The following is an 18,563-nucleotide window of genomic DNA, read 5'->3' on the forward strand; positions in this document are numbered from 1 at the left end:
ATGATCTCAACAATTACAAACGACCTTTTTCAAATGATTAGATTCCCTTACACACCTTCGGCTTCAACGAGTTTCACCTCTGGAACCAGACGGGTCAAGAGGTTTTCGATCCCTGCCTTAAGGGTTAGTGTCGATGAAGGGCAACCGCTACAGGAGCCCTGCAACAGGACTTTTACGGTGCCAGTTGGTTCATCGAATGAATAAAAGCTGATAGCACCCCCATCCGACTCAACGGCTGGCTTAATATACTGATCCAGTACGGCTTTGATTTTCTGAACGGTTTCCGAATCCATATCCAGTTTCGCCGAGTTGGTGTCCATGGTCCGTTGTGAAAAAACGGGCTTCTGCTCACCAAAATACTCTTTCAGAAAAAACTTAACTTCAAATATCACTTCGTCCCAGTCCGTTTCGTCGTCTTTGGTAACGGTTATGAAATTTCCCGAAATAAACACCCGTTGCACAAACTCAAACCCGAAGAGGGCTACTGCCAGCGGTGACGCTTTACCATCAATCAATGCATCGGCAGGCGTGGCATAGTCGAAGGATAACCCGGCAGGAACGAGTTCGAAATTAACGACGAACTTCATTGAGTTCGGATTGGGACTTCCTTCGGTAAAGATGGATACAGGACGACTTAGCGTAGGATTCATTATTAAAAAGTTTTCAGTGTATACGTTATGACTTTCGGTTGGCAGCGCTGATGGTGTAGTAACAGTCATACCGTTTTTTTAGTTTTTGGGCATGAAAAAACCCGTTCAACGTACTGTTAAACGGGTTCATTTTCGTATCGTAAGTGTGTGCCTTACGCTTCTGCTGTTGCTGCGGGAGCGACGGCTACAGGAGCTGTTTCAACTGCCGAAGGACCAGCGGGAATGATGTCTACGTATGAACGGCTATTGCGGCCAGGACGGAATTTTACGACACCATCAACCAGTGCGAATAACGTATAGTCTTTACCCAGACCAACGTTTTTGCCAGGATGATGTTTCGTACCGCGCTGGCGGATAATGATGTTGCCGGCAATAGCCGACTGGCCACCGAACAGCTTCACACCCAAGCGTTTGCTGTGCGAATCGCGGCCGTTTTTGGAACTACCTACACCTTTCTTGTGTGCCATTGTCTTTTAGGAATTAGGAGCGAGGTGTTAGGAGTAAGAATAAGGTTTGCGTGTACAATTCCTCACTTCCAGCTCCTGACCACTAACTACTATTTTAGATTGTTATATCTTCGATTAGAACTTTGGTCAGGTATTGACGGTGACCATTTTTCTTTTTGTAGCCTTTACGACGTTTCTTTTTGAAGACGATAACTTTTTCGCCTTTCAGGTGTTCGACGATTTTGGCCGATACTGTCGCTCCAGCGACAGTCGGGGCACCAATGGAGATGCTCCCCTCGTTGTCAACAAGGAGAATTTTCACCTTGTCGGAGGCAAGTGCAGCGTCCACATCGCCCTCTAACCGGTGGGTATAGATGGAGCGACCCTTCTGGATCTTGAATTGCTGCCCTGCGATCTCTACGATTGCGTACATGTTTGTGTATGAAATTGGAAATGAGGTGCAAAAGTAACGTATTCTTTATTGAAACGCAAGACGTAGCCACTCATTCGTGCCAGTAAAAATACCGGATTAATAATAAATGGTCAGGTATCAGCCAATAAAGCAAACCGATACCTGTTAATCACCCGCCCGGAAGTCTTAAGGTATTGCCGTTGCTATGAGCTTGTCGCTGCATTTTAAATGGGCAGCTTCATCGACGTCTGGATCAGATTAGTAGCACATTTGGCAATGATTTTGCCATCCGCTGCCACAATTCGGCCTTCACCGTGAATGATGTTTTTCCCCTCGCGAATAACCTCTGCAATTGCGGTAATGGACTCGCCCAACCGGGCTGCGTGAAGAAAATCGATGTTCAGGTTTACAGATGTATAAGCGTATTCGCGGCCGAGGGTAAAGACGGTAGCGCCAACAAGATCGTCGAGAATGCCAGCAGCTGCCCCGCCATGTAACACTCCAGCCGGATTGGTCAACTCTTCCCGAATCGTATACTCAACGACTAACCGCCCATAGTCGGCGGCTCGGATTGTGCCTTTAAGCCAACGACCGAAAGGAGAAATGCTACCACTCATGTCGTTGCCAATCTGTGAGCGAAAGAAATCAAGGCGAGGGTTTGTCAAATTGTCCATATCCAACAAAAATAGTACGAAACTAAGCTATAGTCGCAACAGACGCTACTATTTATGGACTTTCTTGGGAGGTTATCAGGACTTATACTACTTTTGGGCGATTTTAAACATGCCTATTAGATCATTCGGAATGAATTATACGCTTACGCAGATTCCCGATCGTACCGCTAAGCCGCGCCAAAGCGGACTGACGATGGTAATGGATAAGGGATTAAGCCTGCGCGAAGTTGAGGACTTTTTGTCTACCTCCGCTGGCTACGCAGACATCATCAAACTGGGCTGGGCAACCTCTTTTGTGACCCCCAATCTTAAAGAAAAACTTGACATTTATCGGGAAGCGGGTGTGCCGGTCTATTTTGGCGGAACCCTCTTTGAAGCCTTCGTTGTCCGGAATAAGTTCGACGACTACCGAAAGCTTCTGGATAAGTATAGCATGGAATACGCTGAGGTTTCAGATGGTTCTATTGAGATGCCCCAGGACGAAAAATGCGAGTATATTCGAACACTGGCTACGCAGGTTACGGTTTTGTCGGAAGTTGGTTCAAAAGATGAAGCCAAGATCATTCCACCGTATAAGTGGATTCAGTTGATGAAGGCAGAGTTAGAGGCTGGTGCCTGGAAGGTAATCGGTGAAGCCCGCGAAGGAGGCACCGTAGGTTTGTTTCGCTCGAGTGGTGAAGTGCGCCAGGGACTAGTCGAAGAAATTCTGACGCAGGTTCCCTTTGAAAGTATCCTGTGGGAAGCTCCGCAAAAAGAACAGCAGGTTTGGTTTGTTAAACTCCTCGGTGCCAACGTTAATCTTGGTAACATTGCTCCTCACGAAGTTATTCCCCTGGAAACGATTCGATTAGGGTTGCGCGGAGATACGTTTACGCAATTTCTTGATAAATAGTTTACAGTTTATGGCTTTCTGAGAGCTGACGCATCACAACTCATTGCATAACCTACTGAAAACTATAAATCGCACCGGCGACCCGGTAAAAACTCCGTTTTATGGATCTTATCAAATCTCTGCTTGATTTTCTGCTCCACCTCGATCGCTACCTTGATGCGTGGGCCAACGATTACGGCGTATTACTCTACGCCATTCTATTTCTGATCGTTTTCACCGAAACAGGACTGATTGTGATGCCGCTCCTCCCCGGCGATTCATTGCTGTTTGCGGCCGGAGCTTTGGCAGCCCGGCCTACCAACGAGCTGAGTGTCTGGGTCATTATTCCATTATTGATTACGGCCGCTCTACTGGGCGACAACGTCAATTATTTTGTTGGCAAGTTTCTGGGGAATACGATCAAATCCAGGGAGAGGATTCTGTTTTTCAAGCGTGAATACATCACTGAAACGGAGAAATTTTATACCAAATACGGTGGTCGTACGGTCATCATTGCCCGGTTCATTCCAATTGTCCGGACTATAGCGCCGTTTGTAGCTGGTGCTGGCAGTATGAACTACGGAACCTACCTCCGGTTTTGCATCATCGGGGCTGTTTTGTGGGTAACCAGTATTTCACTACTGGGCTATTTCTTTGGCAATTTCCCGATCGTTCAAAAGAATTTTGAGCTGGTTGTGTTCGGTATCGTCGGTTTGTCCGTTGTGCCTATCATTTATGGCGCACTAAAAAAACGATCCAGTACGCCCACTGTCTGAATCGAGAATTAAACGGGTTATTGGCTTACTGGGTTATTACCGTCTGTGGTTGACTGGAAATAACGCAGTAAGCCAATAACCCGTTTTACTTTTACTGGACTACCGCTTCTGGTAAATTGTCTATTACCCTACTCATTTATGACTCGCTACGGTCTTATTGGCTTTCCGCTTACGCATTCATTTTCGCAACGCTACTTCACAGATAAATTCGTCCGTGAAGGCATTCCCGATTCCCGATATGATCTGTTTGAGATGTCCGACGTTTCGGTTGCACTCCCCGATCTGCTTCAAACGCCGGGTCTACGGGGGTTAAACGTAACGATTCCTCATAAACAGGCCGTACTTCCGTACCTCGATCGATTGGATTCGTCGGCCGAAAAGGTTGGAGCGGTGAATGTGATTAAACTGGAAGCCGATGGCACCAAAACCGGCTTCAACTCCGATTATTACGGTTTCAAACAATCGCTTACCGATTGGCTCACTTCGCTTGGGCGCACGGCGAACGGTTTGCAGGCACTCGTACTCGGAACGGGCGGTGCCTCAAAGGCCGTGATGGTGGCCCTGGCCGATCTGCATATTTCCTATAAATCAGTATCACGGACCAAAACCGCCGATAATCTCACATACGATGAACTGCCTGCCCTGATTGCTGCGTACCAACTCATTATAAACTGTTCGCCTGTTGGGACATACCCACACACCAATGAAGCGCCGACCCTCCCCTACGACCAGCTTACGGAACAGCATTTACTCTACGATCTGGTTTATAATCCGGCCGAAACCCAATTTATGAAACTCGGTCTCGAGCGGGGAGCTTCGGTCATGAATGGCTACCAGATGCTGGTTTTACAGGCCGAAAAAGCGTGGGAAATCTGGCAGGAACGCTAAGTTTGTGTGGTAAAGTGATCTTACATAATGTCTAACAAAAATTACTCAATAACCCTCATTCTTGTATGGCTCTCGGTGTTTTTGCGATCATTACGGCCCGACCCGGTGCCGAAGCTGAATTGCGTAATGGCTTATATAACCTTGTTGTAAAGGTTCGGCAAGAAGACGCCTGTCTGCTTTATGAATTGTTTGAAAGTGCCGAACATCCCGAAAAATTCATCATGCACGAGCGCTGGACGGATGAAGCCGGACTTCAGGCTCATGACCAGATGCCGCACATGAAAGCCTTCGGCGAAAAAGCAAAGAACTGGCTGGCCGGCCCGGTAGAGTTGATTAAAGTAGAAAAGTGAACGTATTTGTAAAATTCTGCCGGATATTTAAATCCGGCATTTTACTTTCGCGTTTATGCAGGCAATTACATTTCAGAACGCCACTGTTTTCACGGGCGAATCGTTTCTTTCAGGCGCATCTGTCCGCGTCGCGAATGGGTATATACAGGAAGTTTCAGAGACTCCCAACGGCTCAACACCTAACGACTCGACTGTCATTGATCTGGAAGGTGATTACCTGATTCCGGGTCTGATTGATTTGCAGCTTTACGGGGGCTCGAATCTGTTTTTGAATGATGTACCAACGCCCGAGACCGTTCGGCATATTTACGAAACCCACCGCCGAAACGGCACCACGACCCTGCTGCCAACGATCCATTCGACCTCGCTCGATATAATGCAACAATCCATGGCGGCCGTGCAGGTTATTCGGGCTGAAGAGCCATATGGTGTGCCTGGCATCCACCTCGAAGGACCGTATTTCAATCCAATCAAGCGCGGGGCTCACAGTGCCGCTTTTGTCCGCACACCAGCGGAGGGTGAACTGGAGGCTTTATTCAGCACGAATGCCGATGTGATCCAGATACTGACGCTGGCTCCTGAAATTCTAACCCCTGAACAGCTGGCCACCCTACATCGGCTAAAACACCCGAATACGCTTCTTTCGCTGGGGCACAGCAATGCTACTTACCAACAGGCCATGAGCGCCTTTGAAAACGGATTTCCACTGGCCACCCACCTATATAATGCCATGAGGGGGTTTGAAAGCCGTGAGCCGGGCGTCGTTGGGGCTGTAGTTGACCACTCGGCAGTTCGGGCAAGCATCATTGCCGACGGCTACCACTGCGATCCGGTTGCTATCCGAATTGCGTACCGTCTAATGAACAACGACGGCTCAGAACGCCTTTTCCTGATTTCAGACGCTTTATTTGCCAATCCACCGCGCCCCAATTTCTCATTAGGCGAGTTTATTGTCCATTTCGAACCCGACCCAAACGGCCCCGGTCGATACGTAAATAATGAAGGCAAACTGGCGGGCTCAGCCCTTACTTTAATCGACTGTGTTCGAGTGGCTGTTGATCAGGCTGAAATTCCTTTAGTGAATGCGTTACGCATGGCATCGGTTATTCCGGCCGAAGTAATTGGCCTGGGCGATAAACTTGGTAAAATACAAAATGGCTATGTGGCTAATGTAGTCCGTGTGGACAGCTCTCTTCATGTAAAAACTGTATGGTCGACAGGTCAGGCAATTGCTTAAAAATACCTATTCTTTACTAGTAAATAGTACTCAGTTAACTATCTTTTGTACTTTACAAACAATAACATATTTTATTTCTAGTAATACTTTATACACAATAAATTAATTGGCATATTTGATATAAGGCAACACAAAATACATGCCTTTGTGCACAAAAGCAACATCTGATTCTTAACCAAATGATGGTCGGGCGGTGCGTGAACACAGTCAGTGTCACTCAACCGCTTTCGTATTCTGCATTGTCTTTCTGCCCCAATTTGCAAACCGGAATTCTTCTGGTTGTTAGCTACGCCTTTGTCCAGAAATACCCATTTTCTTACCACAATACCTAAAAATGAATATTCTCTACTTAACTCCAACAATCAAATAACAACCATGAAAAGAAAACTACTGAAGCATGATCTGATACCCGTAATCATCACCATGCTATTATTGGTTGCTGTATGTCCTTTGGACGCTTTAGCCCAGACGAAGAAAATAACGGGTAAAGTATCCACCAGCGTTAATTCCGAAGTAATACAAGGAGTCAATGTACTGGTGAAGGGCAATAGCCGGAAAGGTTCGATCACCGATGCTCAGGGCCTATTTACCCTGGAAGTCACACCGGCTGACATTCTTGTTTTCAGCTTCATCGGCTTTAAATCAAAAGAGATAAAAGTTGGCGATGAGACCACATTTAACGTTGCCCTGGATGAGGATGCGACTCAATTGACTGAATTGATCGTGACAGGATCGCGGAATACCGGGCGAACTATTTTGGAAACACCCGTTCCTGTCGATGTCATTTCGATTAAGGATATTATGGGCGAACTTCCTCAAATGGATCTGGCTCAGATGCTGGCCTTTGTCGCACCGAGTTTCAATGCGGTCCGGTCGCAGGGTGGCGATCTAAATTCGCACGTCGATCCGGTTCAGCTACGGAATATGGCCCCCAATCAGATACTTGTTCTGATTAACGGAAAGCGACGCCATACATCGGCCCTGCTCATTACCGAAACAGCGGTTGGCAGCCCTTCTACTACAGTTGATTTGATGACCATCCCTGTTTCGGCTATTGATCGGGTAGAAATACTTCGCGATGGCGCTGCTGCCCAGTATGGCTCCGATGCGGTGGCCGGTGTCGTCAACATTATCCTAAAAAAGGGCACCAATAAATTAACGGGTAGCCTTACCGGTGGAGGCTATGCCAATACAGGTGGCCAGGCCGGTGATTTGACTAAGTCTGGTAAACCCGATGGATTCAATTACCAGTTCGATGCGAACTATGGGTTCAAAATAAACGACAAAGGCTACTTTAACCTTTCAGGTCAGATTACCCAGCGCCGACCCACACTTCGCCCATTCGTAAATGACTGGGGATTTTTTGACAAAACGTATCTTAATAACCTCCGAACCGACAAGAACGGTAATCCGGTCATTACCAATCCTGAACTAATTAATGCACAGGCGACCGGTAATACGTCACAAATCGCTGCACTGACCACAGAAACGGGTTTGATGAGTGCCCGCGGCTTGACGAAAGCAGATTTTGCGGTATACGCCGGTATGCCAGCGATTACGCTTGGAAGCACGTTTTATAACGCCGGTTATGAGATAAATCCTAACACAACTATTTACAGTTTTGGCGGTGCTTCTTATAAATACCTGGAAGGCTTCTCGTGCTATTTCCGCCGACCCGCTCAGACCGACCGGTTCAACTACCTGCTCTATCCCAACGGATTCAGGCCACAAATGACCTCCAATACCTCCGATATTTCGAACACCGTTGGCATTAAAAGCAAGATCGGCGAATTTCTGGTTGACTTCAGCAATACATTCGGGAAAAATACCATGCGGCTTGGCATGGTGAATACCTTCAATGCCTCCCTCGGCTCCAATTCGCCGGTCAACATGAATCTGGGAACACATCAGTTCACTCAGAACTCGACCAACCTCGACTTATCCCGTTATTTTAAAGGTGTGATGAATGGCCTTAACATCGCCTTTGGTGCAGAAATGCGCGTCGAGAACTATAAAATCCTTAAAGGACAGGAAGAGAGTTATGCGTATGGTAATGCAGGCATACTAACGGTAGCAAAAGACGGGCTCCTTGTTGGCCCCGATGGCAAACCCCTCGAAGATGCCAGCAGCGTACCTATTGTTGATGCCAACGGAAATCCATTGGCCGTAAATGCCGGACAACAGGTAACCGTTAAATCCCTCTCGTCTAACTGTCAGTGTTTTGCTGGCTTTGGCCCTAAGAATGAGCGCAATGAATTCAGAACAACGATGGCGGCCTATCTGGATGCTGAATTGGAACTCACCCGGAAATTTTTACTAGCTGGTGCTTTCCGGCTGGAAAATTACTCTGATTTTGGCGGGGTAACGATTGGAAAACTGGCCGCCCGGTATTCGCTGACGAAAACGCTTACTATCCGTGGATCGATTGCAACGGGGTTCCGCGCACCATCGCTACAGGAGCTTAACTATACCCATACAGCTACTGCCTTCGTACCAGATGCCAATGGCATTCCGCAGCCTCTGGATGTGACCACTTACCCCACCAACAGCACAGCGGCCCGGGTATTAGGCATCAAAGGGTTAAAACAGGAACAATCACGCACCTATGGCTTTGGGCTTACCTATCAACCCGTTCAGGGATTTGAGGTAACCCTGGATGCTTACCAGATTGATGTTGACAACCGTATTTTCAGAACCAGTTATTTTAACGCTTCGGAAGTTGGCAATAATTATGGCGAAGTAATTGGCGAAGGTGAAGCTCAATTTTTTGTCAATGGAGCCGATGTACGTTCTAAAGGCATCGAGGCCGTTGGAAATTACACGCTTAACCTACAAAAAGGCAAAAGTTTTACGTTCACGCTGGCTACCATTTTCAGCAAAAATACGGTCCTCAATCGCAAAACGCTTAACCTGAATGTAGCCAATCTTACTTCCGATCAGGTCGTTGGAAAATACCTCAGCCGTGATGTAGTAGGGCAATTTGAAACAGGTACACCCAGAACTAAGCTGATTGGTTCGGTTTCTTATCGGGTTAACAAATTCAATACCATGCTGAGAGGCACCTATTATGGATCGGTCACCGAAAGATCTGTATCTGCTGACGGTGACGGCAATTTTTATGATCAGACATTTTCTCCGCAGGCCATTTTTGACCTAAGCGTTGGCTATGATCTGAACCGCAATGTGAAGTTCTCAATCGGAGGCAGCAACATTCTTGATAAATATCCGCAAATACTACGGTCAGAGAATCAGGGCTTTTACCTGTACTCTAACAATCAGCAAGGTTCCAACGGGGCCTATTATTATGGCCGTGTAATGTTCAACTTCTAATCGCTACCCCAACTATGAACCGATTTCTCAATATAAGAAACCTTATCCCAGCACTGGGCATTTTCCTGTTAATGATTGCTTTCCTTAGTTCGTGTGAGCAGCAGCAATATGAACCTAATTTAAGCGTAGCTCCGGGCGGTGGTACCGTAACGACCTATAAGTCATACACATTAGCGTCGGCAACCGGAACGACTATTTACGGCCGTGTGGTATTTTATAAGTACAGCACCTCGGTTACATTGGTTGAAATGGGCCTTTATAATACAACAACAGGAACGGCCTATTCCTCATCTGTTTATCAGGGTAAACTTGCTGAAAGCTCGGCAACGGTTCTCAAACCGCTTGATGCTATCAGTGGGGCTACCGGGGAGTTTTCTACCAGCAAATATTATGTCATAAACGAAGCAGGTTTCTATGACAAACTAACTACCTACAATGCCAATGTGAAAGTATTGTCGGGTACGAAGTTGGTCGCCAGTGGTAATATCGGGGCGAATGCTACACCCGTTGCCCAATCGAACTAGCGCTTGTTAAGGAGTCTAGGTTCGATTAAACAGCTGTTCTATATACAAACGCCCCGGCCAAAACCAGGGCGTTTGTGTTTTCATCGTAGCCAAACGGTCAGACTTACCGACTCGTTCGTATATTAGTTGTGAATTACCACCGTACTATGCACCATACAGTTGTCGAACAGATTCTGGAATACCCAGGTGCTTACTTGATTATGCAGGAGATTCAAGCCGTGTTAGCTCAAGAGCGTAAAAAGCGTGAAGCATTTTACAACGACATCACCGATGAATAAAAGCTTGAATTCATTAATGGTGAAATTGTTATGCATTCACCGGTTAAGAAAATGCATAACGAAACAACTAAATACTTGTGCGGGCTTATTGATTTATATGTTCGCAAAAATAAGCTTGGATTTGTTGGTGTAGAAAAAATCATGACGGCTCTCACCCGCAACGACTACGAGCCAGATATATGTTTTTTCGGGCGGGCAAAAGCGGATTTATTTGACAAAAAACAAACCTTGTTTCCAGCGCCTGATCTTGTGATCGAAGTTTTATCGGACGGCACGGCGAAACGAGACAGGGGCATCAAATTTCAGGATTATCAGGCTCACGGCGTCGAAGAATACTGGATTATCGACGCAGATGATCGGTTCATTGAACAATACCATCTGGTGGATGAGCAGTATCAGTTAATCGTAAAATACAACGAAGGCACCATTCGGAGCTTTGTCATATCTGATTACGTCATGCCCGTGCAAGCGGCTTTTGATGAAGCGGTTAACATGCAGGCAATGGCAGCTATTTTCCAACGCTAACCACAAAATAGGCTAGATCGACTGCCCGACGACTACGGACGATATATGCTTAACTCGTCGTCGCTAATTCGGTCCCGTTGAATCAGTTGCCCACGAACAGTCGGTGCTTTTATTCCTTCTCCTAACATAGATCGGCTCCGAAATATCCGCATCTCATCCCACAATCCAGCATCCATAAACGATTGCAGTAAGGTCGTACCACCCTCTACCAATACCGACTGAATCCGGCGTTGATGCAGATCCTGCAAAATGTCAATGAGCGAATGAGCGAATGAGTGAATAACCGCAGAATGTTTTGTTGTTACCTGACCTTCAGCCTGATGATAGACAATCGTTGGTTGTGTACCATCAAACAGATACAGATCAGGCGGCAATAGCAGGTTCCGGTCCAGTACCAGACGTGTTGGATTTTTGCCCGGCCACAACCGGGTATTTAGTCGCGGATTATCCGTTCGGGCCGTATTGGTTCCAACCATAATCGCATCTTCTTCCGATCGCCAGCGGTGAACTAACCGATGCGATAAATCACCACTGATTTTAACCGGTCTCCCTCCTGCTGCAGCAATAAAACCGTCTGTCGTTTCAGCCCATTTCAGAATGATATATGGGCGTTCTCGCTCAAAAAAAGTAAAGAACCGGGCGTTCAATTCACGGCCAAGTTCATTGAGAAGACCTGTTTCGACCTCAATGCCAGCCTCTCGTAATTTAGTAAATCCCTGCCCGCCTACTAACGGATTTGGGTCATCATTGCAGCAGACTACTCGTTTTATTCGTCTGTCGATGAGCAAATCGGCACAGGGAGGTTGTTTACCATAGTGGGAACAGGGCTCAAGTGTAACATAAGCTGTACATTCGGGCAATAGGTGCTCATCCTGGGGTTTTACAGAAAGAATAGCATTACGTTCGGCATGCGCTTCGCCGTATCGCTGATGCCAGCCCTCACCGATAATACGTCCGTTGTGTTCAATGACACAGCCAACCATTGGATTTGGACTCACCTGCCCCCGGCCAAGTGTAGCTAATTCGAGGGCACGACGCATGAATTGGTTCATAATTTGTAGCTTGTGGCTGGATAGTTATGATTCGTTCGACAGGATCAGAATAAGGAATCACGACCGATAAACCGCAAACTTCTTTAGTTTTACACAAATTTATTAGACTTGATCAAATGGCCACCGCCAAACCACTCTATCAACGTTTAAGCAAGAATATTACAGCTTACCCGCCCGAAGAAGCGCGGGAAATGGCTTTTATGCTGCTCGATCATTACTTCGGCCTGCGTAAGACCGATGTGTTAACCGATAAACCATTACCCCCAAACCGGACAGAACCAGATTGGTTTAAGATACTGGAACGACTCAACCGACAGGAGCCAATCCAGCATGTGATTGGCACAACGATTTTCTGCGGCCTTGAGTTTGAGGTATCACCCGACGTACTTATCCCCCGACCTGAAACCGAAGATCTCGTCCGGCTGATCATGCACGATTTTTCTGATCGCAACGACGATGTACCCATTGTTGACATCGGTACGGGCAGTGGTTGTATTGCCATTACGCTGGCGCGTTTCTTACCGCAATCGGTCGTAACGGGCTGGGATGTTTCCGATAAAGCGCTGACGCTGGCCCGGCATAATGCACAAAATTTAAACGCCGATGTGACGTTTGAGATTAAGGACATTTTACGCGTACAAACCGACTTTTCGGGAAAATTTGATTGCGTAGTCAGCAATCCGCCGTACGTAACCCGCTCAGAAGCAGTAGATATGAACCGGAATGTACTAGCGTATGAACCCGATCTGGCTTTGTTCGTCGAGGATAACGATCCGTTGGTCTTTTACAAAGCGGTTGCTGATTTCTGCGTTCGTCATCTGACGAAAGACGGAGCTTGCTATGTTGAAATCAACGAACGATTTGGCGATGATACCCGACAGGTATTTGCCGATCGTGGTTTCACAAATATTCAGGTTTACAAAGACATTCACGGCAAGGATCGAAGCATCCGGGCAACGTTTTAGTTTTTAGTTGACGAGTTTTCAGTTTTCAGTTTTCGGTTGACTGACGCGAAAATTACGAATGTGCCAGCCCACTGAAAACGGAAATCTGAAATCTGAAAACTTAACCCAATGCAAGCAACTTCATTCACCTATCATACTAAAATCCGCGAGGTGTTCAGCGAGATGAGCCAGGTCGTGGTTGGGCAGGAACGACTGCTCAACCGGCTGCTTATCGGGCTGTTTACGGGCGGACATATTTTACTGGAAGGCGTTCCTGGATTAGCCAAAACACTGACTATCAACACACTGGCCAAAGTTCTTGAACTAGATTTCCAACGGATTCAATTTACGCCCGACCTGCTTCCTGCCGACCTGATCGGAACGATGATTTTCAACCAGAAAACCGCCGAATTTGAAGTGAAGCAGGGGCCAATTTTTGCCAACCTGATTCTGGCCGACGAAGTTAACCGGTCTCCGGCAAAGGTGCAGGCCGCTCTGCTGGAAGCCATGCAGGAAAAGCAGGTTACCATCGGCGAGGAAACGTTTATTCTCGATCGCCCTTTTCTGGTGCTGGCTACGCAAAATCCGGTCGAGCAGGAAGGTACGTATCCGCTTCCCGAAGCGCAGGTCGATCGCTTCATGATGAAAGTATTCGTCGATTATCTGAATAAAGAGGAAGAACTGGAAGTGATGCGCCGAATGTCGAATATGAATTTCGACTATGAGGTTCAGCCTGTTCTGGGCAAAGAAGATCTGGCAGCCATCCGCAACGAAATTAACGGTATCACCATTTCCGAAACGCTTGAACGGTATATCATCGAACTGGTATTTGCTACCCGACGACCGATGGATTACAACCTTCGCGACGAAGCCCGCTACATCCAGTTTGGTGTGTCGCCCCGCGCCAGCATCCACCTGAATCTGGCGGCTAAAGCACTCGCCTATTTCGATCGACGCGAATACGTTCTACCCGAAGACATTAAGGAAGTTGCGCCGGATGTGTTCAACCACCGCATTATGCTCAACTATGAAGCCGAAGCCGATGGTGTTTCAACCTTGCAGGTAATTGATTCAATACTGAGAAAAGTAGCAATCGGGCGTTAAGATCAGCCACTGACGATTATTCTCTGTAGCAACTGTATACTACTTACTCACGCCGTGTTGAGTTGCTTAGTTCCCGAGTTGCAGCTTCCCTCCGCTGGCGTAGGTAATCGTTCCACGTAAGGTCACACTCTTCGCCTGGACGGTTCCAGCGACTGAGATCGTGTTATTTTTCTGAATAACTACCTTATCTGTGGCCGTTGGTATGCGCCCACACGACCATGTAGACGAATCGTTCCAATTACCCGATTTCACGCTGGTTACCACATCGGTATAACACATCGATTGTGACAACAACCGCAGATAAGCCGCCTGCGAATAAATAGCGGGTTCGTTGAGCTCCCATGAATTTTCAGGATACGACGTGTTCCAGGCTTTGTAGGACTTCTGAACGGGCTGATTCTGAGGGGGCGAAATAACAGGACCGCTATAGGCCGCATCGGGCGTGTAGGTTGGGTTAGCACCGCCCATCAGATACCCAGGTGGCGGATTGAAATCGAAGGCTGTTCCATCGCCAAACCAGCTATGATACATCGTTGGAGCCGAAAATTCCGCTCCAGCCACGCCCATATTGGTCAGGTAGCAATAGGCCGTCGGATTTACACCATGTAAATAATGGACGAAACCCATGCCTGCGTCCTGATAATTGGTTTTATTCCCACCATCCAGCTTGTAGGTATTCATCGCAAAAAACATGTTGCCCTGATGAGCCTTCGTTTCGTTGCTGCCCCATGTATAATTCCGATCATCCAGAAAAGCTCGATACGCGTCCGTCTGACTTAAATAAGCTGGCAGATTTTCCGCATTACTGGTTTTTATACTCGTCGAATAGGTCGTTAAGATTGCGTTTTTGACGCTGGTGGTAGCTCCCGAAACTCTGGCGTAATACAACAAGGCATCCTGGTAAGTAGCTTCGAATGGGTAAGCATACCCCCACTGAATAAGGTGAATCTGACTGTAATTCGCATCAAAGAAGCTTCGGTATGTTGTATTGCCTGTCAGTCCGTACAGGAAGGCAGCAGCGGCCACCCGACGTGCCAGTCGGTCGTGTGCATCATTGGTAGCAGCCACACTCTGAAAACCGGTGTTCGAGAAGGCTACGTTCGGGTTCGTACTGGCCCAACTATACGCATTGATAGCGGCCGTCTGGAGCGTATCGCCGTACCGTTTTTTTGCCGGATCGCTCAGTGATTTAAACTGAATGGCGGCCAGGGCCAATACGGCGGCCCCCGTAGCCGTTGCATCCGTGCTGGCTGCACCGTATCGTCGAAAGTGCGTATCGGCGCTGGGTGGCGATACCGCGCTAAAATCCGTTACCGACACTTTATGCAGCAAAGAACCATCGGGTTGTTGCATTCGAAGCATCCAGTCAAGCTCCCATTTCGCTTCGTCCAGCAGGTCAGGCACACCATTTCCCGATTCCGGAATCGCAAAATCGTCGGTCCAGACCACCGGATTGTCTTCGTAGGCCAGCAATAGATCAATCATCGTTCCGTACGTAAACGGAACGTATTTGTTATAGTCGCCCGCGTCGAACCAGCCACCGCGCAGGTTTTTGGTCGTAGCCACATTGGTATTCGTCACCAGCCGACAATCTGTATCCTGTTGAGCACCCAGAAATGCGGCTCCGTCGGTCCAGGGGGGGGCTGCATAGGGTGTTTGTTTCGCCAACCCACTTCGCTGATAGAAGAAAACCCGCGCAGCATTTTTCAGGACGCTATTATAGACGTCATTATTGATCTCAAAGGTATAAGACCGCTTATTGCGGATCGAATCGTACACAAAATAGCTTCCGGCCTGTTGCACCTGCGAAAAATCGAACCACCATACCTTGTCACCCGACTGAGCATGCGTTGTACCACTATTCCAGGTAGTTGGCGAACCCCGCATCACTACGGAATTGTCAGCAGCTCTTCGAATTTGGTAATAGGTAGACGGCGTAAACGTCTCGGATGCATTATAGCCGGTTTGAGGGCTACTGATCACCGCTACTTTCCGGGCCAACGGCAGGTAGCCAAACTGATCGACCTTCAGGTGATTATCGAATTCGGGGAAGGTTGTCAGTTGGTAGCCTTTGACAAAATTCCAGATCGTTTGCGGCACGTTAAAAAGGGTACTCCACCCATGCGACGCATCTTTGGTCATCATCAACACCACTTTTTTCCCAGAGCTACAGAAGGTCAGCGAATCGACATTCGGATTCACGGCACTCGTCGTATAGGTACTGCCATTACCACAATCCAGATAGGCATAATTTGATAGCGGCCAGACGAATCCTGGAGTCTTTGGATAGGGAATAATGGGCGGATCGACAACGGGGTCGCCTTTGCTATGAATATGCATCAACGGCACGGGTTTATAGTTGGCAGCCGTAAAATAGCTGGACAAAAAACTGTTTTTACCCCACAAACTGGCAGCAACCGGAGCAAAAGCCGCGATTTTGTTCGGCAGCGCCATACTCAGAAAATAGCACATAAACCCTCCACCCGAATGGCCCGTCACGTAAACCCGATTTCGGTTGATCCGATACTTCTGGAATAAATAATCAATTAGATCGGAGGTAAACAAAACGTCGTCCGGCGCGTTCGGATCGGCCGGATTAGGGCCATTGGTATCACCGGTAGCGCCAAAACCGGGTACATTATCGGCGTATTTGTTAAATTGCAGACTTCCACCAACCGTTACGGCATCAGGATAAACAACAATAAAATTCTGGGCATCGGCTATCGCATCGAAGCCCGCATAGGATTGAAAACTGGCCCCATTTCCACCATCACCATGATAGGCCAGCACAACGGGCAGATTATCTTTGGGAAGGCCGGTGGGTAAATGAAACCGGAATGTTCGGGTACGCCCTCCTGACTGAAGACTCCCAGAGCCGTTTACAGGTCCCTGTGCCCAAGTTGGCATCGAGACAACTAGGAGCAATAGTACCAGGTAAACTACTTTCGTCGACGAAACCATTACGATTAGTGGGTTTCTCCAAAAATAACTTAGACAAACATAAATTTTGGTAACAATTGAGTCGCCGGACGATTTGGTGCGTATAGGGTAGCTTCTCCAAATTGAACGGCATTTTAGGCGTTCCTTATGGCAGAAAGGCATACTTACTGATGGGTGATTAAATCCATCCAGTTGATGAGGTGGCTACCTGGTTTGACCCAGTTTAGCGGATATTGGCGTGAGGTCAGATTTATTGACGTGGGGTCAGGTTCTTCAACCTGACCTTTGATAGGTTGGTTCGCCGTGTCGGTTTCTTCAAACCGACACCACATCACCACATCGACTGCTTTACTGACTAAATTACCAATCAACAATTCTTTTACGCACTTATCGGTATATACGCTAAACTGATTGCAGCTCTTCATGGGAATTATCAAAAAATCATTTGACGTGCTTGGCAACAAAGCACCGCTATGTACTTTTGAGCCTGGTAATTGGGTCAGTACGGCTTCGGCTTAGCCAGCATACAATTACCCCAAACCCAACCCTTTATTATTCCTGCTCTATGACGCGGCTCACCCATTGGCTCCTTTTCTTCAGCCTGTTAGTACAATCTTTTGCTGGCTTTTGTGCTAAAGTCGATACCCTCGAGGTGCCGAGTGCGAGCATGGGTCGAACGCTACGGGCCGCAGTCGTGCTGCCAGATCGATATCGAAAAGCTAAGCAGCCGTTCCCGGTTCTCTATCTGCTGCATGGCGGCACTGGAAGTTTCCGCGACTGGCTAACCAAAACACCCGACAATACCCTGCTACAACGCATGGCCGATCAGTACAATCTGATCATTGTCACACCCGATGGTGATCCAACCAGCTACTACTTCGATAGCCCATTGGTCAAAACCAGTCAGTTCGAAACTTTTATTTCGAAAGAGCTAATCGATAAAATTGATAACACGTATCGTACTGTCCGCGATCGGAAAGGGCGCCTGATCGCTGGATTATCAATGGGCGGACACGGAGCCATGTTTATCTCGTGTCGTCATCCTGAGCTATATGCAGCGGCCGGAAGCATGAGCGGAGTGATGAATATTAACACCGCTACCTGGAAAGTACCCGCCGATTTTGCCAAATCTCGTGCCGACAACTTCGCGAAGCTGTTAGGGCCACCAAAGGACGGTGACGCTCCCTATCCAGGCTATACGATGGTAACGCTGGCCGATCAGCTGAAGACTAACAACCTACCGTTAATTTTCGACATTGGGGTTGATGATTTTCTGATTGACACAAACCGCGATCTGCATCGTCGATTAGTCGATAACAAAACCCCGCACGAGTACACCGAGCGGCCCGGCGCCCATACGTGGGATTATTGGGAGAATGCACTGCCGTATCAATTGTTATTTTTCAGCAAAATCCTGAAAACGAATGCAGTAGCCGTCCCCTAACTGCCGCCGATTTTGGGTAGAGCCATCAATTGCCCTTTGCCATACCAAAGATTTACTGGCTGACTTTCGTGACTATATCAGCAACACACTTGGTTGCTTACCAATCTAATTCGGCGTT

The 18,563-nt window shown here is 47.6% G+C and carries 19 protein-coding genes; 12 read left to right on the forward strand and 7 right to left on the reverse strand.

Annotated features, from left to right (window positions below):
• Positions 1-47: 47 nt before the first annotated feature.
• The 4 genes from GJR95_RS06630 to GJR95_RS06645 form a co-directional block, all read right to left on the reverse strand.
• A complete protein-coding gene (locus GJR95_RS06630) occupies positions 48-650 on the reverse strand; it encodes a NifU family protein (RefSeq protein ID WP_162385124.1) in 603 nt (200 codons plus the stop codon).
• A gap of 152 nt (positions 651-802) precedes the next feature.
• Positions 803-1,117: a 50S ribosomal protein L27 gene (gene rpmA / locus GJR95_RS06635; protein ID WP_162385125.1), complete on the reverse strand. Its 315-nt coding sequence runs from the start codon at positions 1,115-1,117 to the stop codon at positions 803-805.
• A gap of 94 nt (positions 1,118-1,211) precedes the next feature.
• On the reverse strand, positions 1,212-1,529 hold the full coding sequence (gene rplU / locus GJR95_RS06640; RefSeq protein ID WP_162385126.1) for a 50S ribosomal protein L21: 318 nt from the start codon (positions 1,527-1,529) through the stop codon (positions 1,212-1,214).
• Between the two features lie 203 nt (positions 1,530-1,732).
• Entirely contained in the window at positions 1,733-2,182 is a 450-nt protein-coding gene (locus tag GJR95_RS06645; protein WP_162385127.1) for a PaaI family thioesterase, read from the reverse strand.
• A gap of 130 nt (positions 2,183-2,312) precedes the next feature.
• Here GJR95_RS06645 and GJR95_RS06650 point away from each other — a divergent pair, with 130 nt between their 5' ends.
• From GJR95_RS06650 to GJR95_RS06685, 9 genes are all read left to right on the forward strand, one after another.
• Positions 2,313-3,074: a phosphosulfolactate synthase gene (locus tag GJR95_RS06650; protein ID WP_162385128.1), complete on the forward strand. Its 762-nt coding sequence runs from the start codon at positions 2,313-2,315 to the stop codon at positions 3,072-3,074.
• Between the two features lie 101 nt (positions 3,075-3,175).
• Positions 3,176-3,829: a DedA family protein gene (locus tag GJR95_RS06655; protein ID WP_162385129.1), complete on the forward strand. Its 654-nt coding sequence runs from the start codon at positions 3,176-3,178 to the stop codon at positions 3,827-3,829.
• A 138-nt stretch (positions 3,830-3,967) separates the two neighbouring features.
• Positions 3,968-4,717, forward strand: coding sequence for a shikimate dehydrogenase family protein (locus GJR95_RS06660; RefSeq protein ID WP_162385130.1), 750 nt, complete (start codon positions 3,968-3,970; stop codon positions 4,715-4,717).
• A 65-nt stretch (positions 4,718-4,782) separates the two neighbouring features.
• Entirely contained in the window at positions 4,783-5,067 is a 285-nt protein-coding gene (locus GJR95_RS06665; RefSeq protein ID WP_162385131.1) for a putative quinol monooxygenase, read from the forward strand.
• A 55-nt stretch (positions 5,068-5,122) separates the two neighbouring features.
• Complete coding sequence (nagA, locus tag GJR95_RS06670) at positions 5,123-6,304, forward strand: N-acetylglucosamine-6-phosphate deacetylase (RefSeq protein WP_162385132.1); 1,182 nt, start codon at positions 5,123-5,125, stop codon at positions 6,302-6,304.
• A 375-nt stretch (positions 6,305-6,679) separates the two neighbouring features.
• Positions 6,680-9,634 (forward strand): TonB-dependent receptor, encoded by a 2,955-nt coding sequence (locus GJR95_RS06675; RefSeq protein ID WP_232541104.1) that lies wholly within the window; start codon positions 6,680-6,682, stop codon positions 9,632-9,634.
• Between the two features lie 14 nt (positions 9,635-9,648).
• The gene (locus tag GJR95_RS06680) at positions 9,649-10,158 is read left to right on the forward strand and encodes a hypothetical protein (RefSeq protein ID WP_162385133.1); all 510 of its coding nucleotides are present in this window, start codon (positions 9,649-9,651) and stop codon (positions 10,156-10,158) included.
• A 146-nt stretch (positions 10,159-10,304) separates the two neighbouring features.
• Positions 10,305-10,436, forward strand: a complete 132-nt coding sequence (locus GJR95_RS42500) for a hypothetical protein (protein ID WP_262889761.1) — start codon at positions 10,305-10,307, stop codon at positions 10,434-10,436.
• 12 nt (positions 10,437-10,448) lie between these two features.
• Positions 10,449-10,961 (forward strand): Uma2 family endonuclease, encoded by a 513-nt coding sequence (locus GJR95_RS06685; protein WP_262889807.1) that lies wholly within the window; start codon positions 10,449-10,451, stop codon positions 10,959-10,961.
• A 32-nt stretch (positions 10,962-10,993) separates the two neighbouring features.
• On the opposite strand, the gene ribD is transcribed toward GJR95_RS06685, so the two are convergent.
• The gene (gene ribD, locus GJR95_RS06690; RefSeq protein ID WP_162385134.1) at positions 10,994-12,013 is read right to left on the reverse strand and encodes a bifunctional diaminohydroxyphosphoribosylaminopyrimidine deaminase/5-amino-6-(5-phosphoribosylamino)uracil reductase RibD; all 1,020 of its coding nucleotides are present in this window, start codon (positions 12,011-12,013) and stop codon (positions 10,994-10,996) included.
• Between the two features lie 116 nt (positions 12,014-12,129).
• On the opposite strand from ribD, the gene prmC reads away from it, so the two are divergent.
• A complete protein-coding gene (prmC, locus tag GJR95_RS06695; RefSeq protein WP_162385135.1) occupies positions 12,130-12,978 on the forward strand; it encodes a peptide chain release factor N(5)-glutamine methyltransferase in 849 nt (282 codons plus the stop codon).
• Positions 12,979-13,086: 108 nt separating this feature from the next.
• On the forward strand, positions 13,087-14,061 hold the full coding sequence (locus GJR95_RS06700) for an AAA family ATPase (protein WP_162385136.1): 975 nt from the start codon (positions 13,087-13,089) through the stop codon (positions 14,059-14,061).
• A 66-nt stretch (positions 14,062-14,127) separates the two neighbouring features.
• Here GJR95_RS06700 and GJR95_RS06705 read toward each other — a convergent pair whose 3' ends face one another.
• Entirely contained in the window at positions 14,128-16,968 is a 2,841-nt protein-coding gene (locus GJR95_RS06705; protein WP_162385137.1) for a glycoside hydrolase family 9 protein, read from the reverse strand.
• 197 nt (positions 16,969-17,165) lie between these two features.
• On the reverse strand, positions 17,166-17,426 hold the full coding sequence (locus tag GJR95_RS06710) for a hypothetical protein (protein WP_162385138.1): 261 nt from the start codon (positions 17,424-17,426) through the stop codon (positions 17,166-17,168).
• 140 nt (positions 17,427-17,566) lie between these two features.
• Here GJR95_RS06710 and GJR95_RS06715 point away from each other — a divergent pair, with 140 nt between their 5' ends.
• Positions 17,567-18,445, forward strand: a complete 879-nt coding sequence (locus GJR95_RS06715) for an alpha/beta hydrolase (protein WP_162385139.1) — start codon at positions 17,567-17,569, stop codon at positions 18,443-18,445.
• The last annotated feature ends 118 nt before the right edge of the window (positions 18,446-18,563 follow it).

This window comes from Spirosoma endbachense, assembly GCF_010233585.1.
GTDB classification, from domain to species: Bacteria; Bacteroidota; Bacteroidia; order Cytophagales; family Spirosomataceae; genus Spirosoma; species Spirosoma endbachense.

What these genes read in the sequence shown, in the direction of transcription:
- GJR95_RS06675 (WP_232541104.1), top strand. Translation starts at nt 6,680, where the DNA reads ATGAAAAGAAAACTACTGAAGCATGATCTGATACCCGTAATCATCACC.
- GJR95_RS06705 (WP_162385137.1), bottom strand. Translation starts at nt 16,968, where the DNA reads ATGCCAACTTGGGCACAGGGACCTGTAAACGGCTCTGGGAGTCTTCAG.
- GJR95_RS06710 (WP_162385138.1), bottom strand. Translation starts at nt 17,426, where the DNA reads ATGAAGAGCTGCAATCAGTTTAGCGTATATACCGATAAGTGCGTAAAA.
- rpmA (WP_162385125.1), bottom strand. Translation starts at nt 1,117, where the DNA reads ATGGCACACAAGAAAGGTGTAGGTAGTTCCAAAAACGGCCGCGATTCG.
- GJR95_RS06645 (WP_162385127.1), bottom strand. Translation starts at nt 2,182, where the DNA reads ATGGACAATTTGACAAACCCTCGCCTTGATTTCTTTCGCTCACAGATT.
- prmC (WP_162385135.1), top strand. Translation starts at nt 12,130, where the DNA reads ATGGCCACCGCCAAACCACTCTATCAACGTTTAAGCAAGAATATTACA.
- GJR95_RS06680 (WP_162385133.1), top strand. Translation starts at nt 9,649, where the DNA reads ATGAACCGATTTCTCAATATAAGAAACCTTATCCCAGCACTGGGCATT.
- GJR95_RS06700 (WP_162385136.1), top strand. Translation starts at nt 13,087, where the DNA reads ATGCAAGCAACTTCATTCACCTATCATACTAAAATCCGCGAGGTGTTC.
- GJR95_RS06665 (WP_162385131.1), top strand. Translation starts at nt 4,783, where the DNA reads ATGGCTCTCGGTGTTTTTGCGATCATTACGGCCCGACCCGGTGCCGAA.
- rplU (WP_162385126.1), bottom strand. Translation starts at nt 1,529, where the DNA reads ATGTACGCAATCGTAGAGATCGCAGGGCAGCAATTCAAGATCCAGAAG.
- ribD (WP_162385134.1), bottom strand. Translation starts at nt 12,013, where the DNA reads ATGAACCAATTCATGCGTCGTGCCCTCGAATTAGCTACACTTGGCCGG.
- GJR95_RS06630 (WP_162385124.1), bottom strand. Translation starts at nt 650, where the DNA reads ATGAATCCTACGCTAAGTCGTCCTGTATCCATCTTTACCGAAGGAAGT.
- GJR95_RS06660 (WP_162385130.1), top strand. Translation starts at nt 3,968, where the DNA reads ATGACTCGCTACGGTCTTATTGGCTTTCCGCTTACGCATTCATTTTCG.
- GJR95_RS06715 (WP_162385139.1), top strand. Translation starts at nt 17,567, where the DNA reads ATGACGCGGCTCACCCATTGGCTCCTTTTCTTCAGCCTGTTAGTACAA.
- GJR95_RS42500 (WP_262889761.1), top strand. Translation starts at nt 10,305, where the DNA reads ATGCACCATACAGTTGTCGAACAGATTCTGGAATACCCAGGTGCTTAC.
- GJR95_RS06655 (WP_162385129.1), top strand. Translation starts at nt 3,176, where the DNA reads ATGGATCTTATCAAATCTCTGCTTGATTTTCTGCTCCACCTCGATCGC.
- GJR95_RS06650 (WP_162385128.1), top strand. Translation starts at nt 2,313, where the DNA reads ATGAATTATACGCTTACGCAGATTCCCGATCGTACCGCTAAGCCGCGC.
- nagA (WP_162385132.1), top strand. Translation starts at nt 5,123, where the DNA reads ATGCAGGCAATTACATTTCAGAACGCCACTGTTTTCACGGGCGAATCG.